The organism is Inquilinus sp. OTU3971 (assembly GCF_038440215.1).
The window spans coordinates 1-4,644 of sequence record NZ_JASATH010000331.1; the positions used below are offsets into that span (position 1 = coordinate 1).

Sequence of the window (4,644 nt, forward strand, 5' to 3'; positions counted from 1 at the left end):
AGTCCCGGCACACACTGGCGGCCGGCGGTCGATCCAGGGCTGGGCCGTCTCCAGCTGGGTCGCCAGGCGCAGCAGCGTCGCCTCGTCGCCGGTGCGGCCGACCAGCTGCACCCCGACCGGCAGCCCGTCCAGCGTCCAGTGCATCGGCAGCGACACCGCCGGCAGGCCGGACAGGTTGAACGGGAACATGAACACGGCGTCCGACCACAGCGCGTTGTAGGCGTCGTAGTCGGTCATGGTCATGTCCCATTGGCCGAAGGGCCGCGGCGGCTGGGTCAGGGCCGGGGTCAGCACGGCGTCGAAGGGCAGCAGCTGCCCGACCAGGACCCGGCCGAAGCGGCGCAGCGCCTCGATATCATCGGCGTGGCGGATGCCGCCGATCGACCGGCCGCGCTCGATCGCGGCCCAGACCACCGGCGCGACATCCGCCGGCGTCACCGGCCGGCCGACCTGCGGCTCCAGCGCCGCGAACATCCCCGCCGTCTGCACCGCCGCCATGTCGGTGTAGACCGACCAGGCACGCAACGCGTCGAAGTCGAGTTCGTGCTCCTCCACCGCATGGCCCAGGCCCTCCAGCAGCCGCGCCGTGCCGTGCACCGCCGACAGCACCTCGGGGTGGACCGGACCGCCATCCGGCGCCCGGGTGACCAGGCCGATGCGCAGCCCCTTCGCCGGCTGCCGGGCCGCGGCGGCCCAGCCTTCCGCCGGCGCCTGCGGCGTGTAGGGATCACCCGGTGTGCCGCCGGCCACGGCGTCGAGATAGGCGGCGGTGTCGCGCACCGTGCGCGAGACGCAGAGGGAATAGACCCCGCCATACCAGACATCGACCGCGTCCGGGGCGAAGGTGATGCGGCCGCGCGACGGCTTCAGCCCGACCAGGCCGCAATTGGACGCCGGCACGCGGATGGACCCTGCGCCGTCGGTGGCCTCGGCCAGCGGCACCATCCGCGCCGCCACTGCCGAGGCCGACCCGCCGCTGGAGCCGCCGGGGGTGACGCCCTCGCGCCAGGGGTTGTTGGTGCGGCCGTAGAGCTTCGGCTCGGTCGAGATGCACCAGCCGATCTCCGGCACGTTGCTGCGGCCGAGCGGCGCCAGCCCGGCGCGCTTGATCCGCCGGGTCAGCTCGCTGTCGCCGCCGGCCGGCAGGTCCCGGAAATAGGCGCAACTCCAGCTCGCCGGCACGTCCTGCCATTGCGAGGCGAGGTCCTTCATCAGGAAGGGCACGCCGGCGAAGGGCGCGCCGGCCGGCGCCCGCGCCGCCAGGTCCCGGCCGATGTCGTAGGCCTTGCGGGTGACGGCGTTGAGCTGCGGGTTCAACCGGTCGATCACGGTGATCGCGGTCTCGACCAGCTCGGCAGCCGAGACCGCGCCGCTGCGCACCCATTCGGCCAACCCCAGCCCGTCACGCGCCGCATAGTCGCGGATCAGGGCCTCGGTGACGATCGCCATGCGCTTCCCCTGCTGTCAGTTTCGGGGGAGGCTAGCACGGCAGGAGCGGCCGGCAAGCCCGGCGGGGCGTCCTCTCAGGCCGCCTCGGCGTCGGTCAGGCCGGCCTCCCAGGCCAGCAGGGCCTGCTTCTTGCTGGGACCCCAGCGGTAGTTGTGGATGATGCCGCTGGCCCGGATCACGCGGTGGCAGGGGATCAGCACCGAGACCGGATTGGACCCGACCGCGCCGCCCACGGCGCGGCTGGCGGTCGGCCGGCCGATCGCGGCGGCGACGTCGCCATAGCTCGCCACCCGGCCGGGCGGGATCGACAGCAGCGCTTCCCAGACCTTGACCTGGAAGTTGGTGCCGCGCAGCAGCACCGGCAGCGGCGGGCGCTCAGCTACCGGCGCGAACATCCGCGCCACCACCGCGGCGGTGGCCGCCTGGTCGCGCACCAGCTCCGCCCCCGGCCATTCGCCGGCGAACTCGGCCACCGCAGCGGCCTCGTCCCCCCTCACGAAGCTGAACCAGCAGACGCCGCGATCGGTGGTGCCGACGATGCAGCGGCCGAACGGGCTGGACTGCAGGCCCCAGCGGATCACCAGGCCGGCGCCACACGCCTTCCAGTCGCCCGGAGTCATTGCCTCGCAGGTCACGAACAGGTCGTGCAGCCGCGACGGGCCGGACAGGCCGGTGTCGAGCGCGGCGTCGAGCAGGCTGGTCGGGGCGCTGAGCAGCCTTCGGGCATGGTCGAGCCGCAGATACTGGGCGAAGCGCTTCGGGCTGATCCCGACCCAGCGCGAGAAGACGCGCTGGAAGTGATGCGGGTGCAGCCCGGCCTCGGCCGCCAGCGTCGCCAGATCGGGCGGGTCGTCGCGCCGCTCCACCAGCAGGGCGATGGCCCGTGCCACCGCGTCGTGGCGCGGCTCGTCGGCGGCGCCGATCACGTCAAGGGAGGCCGGCTCATCGGCGAGAAGGGCGTTCATGACGCCACTGTCCCGCCGCCAACTCCGGCGGACAACCCGGAAGTTGCGGTCAGCCCTCTTCCGCCGCCAGCCAGTTCAGGTGCCAGCGGCTGTCCGGCGGCACGGTCCGGCCCTGGCCGGTGCCGTCGCGCTGCATGGTCAGGAAGCCCGGCAGGGCCGGCGCCACCACCGACTCCCACAGCCGCTCGACATCGCGGAAGCCCTGCAGCCGGGCGGTCGGCCGGACCTCGTCATGGGCCGCCAGCAGCTCCCGCGCCCGGTCCGCCAGCCAGTCCGCCTGGCGCGCCACCATCGCCTCGCCGTCGCGCCGGCTCGACTGCGCCGCATCCGGCCCCATGGCGAAATGCGGTCCCGGTTCGCCCTCCGGCGGCAGGCGCGAGCTGTCGACGCAGTCCGGCTCGATCGCCCAGAGCTGCGAGGTCTCGATCTGCCCGGCATGGTCGCCGCGCGACGGCCCCTGCCCGTCGATGCCCTCGCGGTCGGCCTCGAAATCCGGCAGCGACAGCAGCCGGGCACCGATGAAGGGCTGCACCAGCCCAATCATGGTCTTCAGGTCGCGGTAGTTCTGGCCGTAATGGCCGGTCAGCAGGATCACCGCCTTGAAGCCGATCCGGTCGGCGGCGCGCAGCTGGTAGCAGATGTTCTTGAAATGCTGCCAGGGCGGCAGCGCCGTCAGCCAGTCGCGCGCCACCTCGCCGACATGGGCGCGGGACCAGATCGCGTAATCGCCGACCTCATGGATGTGCCAGTAGTCCGGCGGCGCGACGATGCCGCCGCCGCGCCGGGCCGCGGCGCAGGCGATGCCATGCGCCTTCAAGGCATCCAGCCCGACCGCGTTGTGCGGCCCGTGCGGCTCGCACAGGCCGTAGGTCAGGTACAGCACCGGCGCCTCGGCGAAGCGGCGCTCCAGCTGATCGGGGAACATCCGCTCCCAGCGGACCTCGTCCATCGCATCCCTCCGTTCGCGACCCGCGACGGCGGGCGGTTGATCAAGTCTCGGCGCTGCCGCGCAGCCGGTCGAGCGCCGCTGACAGGTCGCGCGCCAGATGGGCACGGTCGGACGGCGCCAGGAAGCCGCCGATGGCGAAGCGCTGGCCATGGCTGGTCAGGGTGACGCGGTTCTGGCCGACCTCGCTGCGGTCGACATCGACCCGCAGCCAGTAGGGCTGCAGATCGATCCGGTGCGACACGCCGCGCTGGTCGCCATGCTCGATCACCAGCCGGCCGGCGGTCAGGCGCAGGCTTTCCCAGCTGCGCTCGGCCCGGCGCAGATTCGACCGCATCAGGACGAACAGCAGCACCGCGTCCAGCCCGTAGAAGCCGAGCACCGGCCAGGCGCCGAGCATCAGGAACAAGACGCCGTTGAACAGGCTGGTGACGCCGACCACGCCGATCACCAGCCAGAAGCCGATCGGCCCCAGGCTGCGCTTCGGCTGCAGCAGCCGCTCGAACAGGACCGGGTCCTCCGCGACGCCGCCATGGGTGCCGATCCGGGTGAGGCTGCTGCTGCGCATGCTGAGAGCATAGTCCGACGGAAAGGCATGGCAATGGCCGATGGCGCGGCCTGCTGGGCCTCGCTAGGCTGCGGCGCATGAAGCCAGCCGCGATCGACACCTTCTATGCCCGACTCGCCGCCCGCATGCCGGAGCCGCGGACCGAGCTGCAATACAGCAGCCCCTTCACCCTGCTGGTCGCGGTGGTGCTGTCGGCCCAGGCCACCGATGTCGGGGTCAACAAGGCCACCGGGCCGCTCTTCGCCGTCGCCGACACGCCGGCGAAGATGGCGGCGCTGGGGGTGGAGGGGCTGTCGCGCTACATCCGCACCATCGGCCTCTACAACATGAAGGCGAAGAACGTCATCGCCCTGTCGGAGATCCTGCTGCAGCAGCATGGCGGCGAGGTGCCGCGCGACCGGGCCGCCTTGGAGGCGCTGCCGGGGGTCGGCCGCAAGACCGCCAATGTGGTGCTGAACGTCGCCTTCGGTGAGCCGACCATCGCCGTCGACACCCACATCTTCCGGGTCGGCAACCGCACCGGCCTGGCGCCGGGCAAGACGCCGGACGCGGTGGAGAAGGTGCTGGAGCGGGTGACGCCGGACCGCTGGAAGCTGCACGCGCATCACTGGCTGATCCTGCACGGCCGCTACACCTGCAAGGCGCGCAAGCCGCTGTGCCCCGCCTGCGCCGTCGCCGACCTGTGCGAATGGCCGGAGAAGAGCGTGCCGGGCTAG

5 protein-coding genes are annotated in these 4,644 nt (G+C 72.4%); 1 reads left to right on the forward strand and 4 read right to left on the reverse strand.

The genetic code is table 11. From position 1 onward, the window contains the following. The 4 genes from AAHM41_RS39015 to AAHM41_RS39030 all read right to left on the reverse strand — a co-directional run. Positions 1–1,449 (reverse strand): amidase (locus AAHM41_RS39015; protein WP_342242026.1); only part of this gene is annotated, 1,449 nt, incomplete at its 3' end. A 74-nt stretch (positions 1,450–1,523) separates the two neighbouring features. Beyond that, positions 1,524–2,414 carry a bifunctional transcriptional activator/DNA repair enzyme AdaA gene (locus AAHM41_RS39020; protein ID WP_342242027.1) on the reverse strand — a complete coding sequence of 297 codons (891 nt, stop codon included), beginning with the start codon at positions 2,412–2,414 and terminating at the stop codon, positions 1,524–1,526. A 49-nt stretch (positions 2,415–2,463) separates the two neighbouring features. Then, entirely contained in the window at positions 2,464–3,363 is a 900-nt protein-coding gene (locus tag AAHM41_RS39025; RefSeq protein ID WP_342242028.1) for a creatininase family protein, read from the reverse strand. A 40-nt stretch (positions 3,364–3,403) separates the two neighbouring features. Further along, entirely contained in the window at positions 3,404–3,928 is a 525-nt protein-coding gene (locus AAHM41_RS39030) for a DUF2244 domain-containing protein (protein WP_342242029.1), read from the reverse strand. 77 nt (positions 3,929–4,005) lie between these two features. Between AAHM41_RS39030 and nth the strand changes: the two genes are divergently transcribed. Beyond that, complete coding sequence (nth, locus tag AAHM41_RS39035; protein WP_342242030.1) at positions 4,006–4,644, forward strand: endonuclease III; 639 nt, start codon at positions 4,006–4,008, stop codon at positions 4,642–4,644.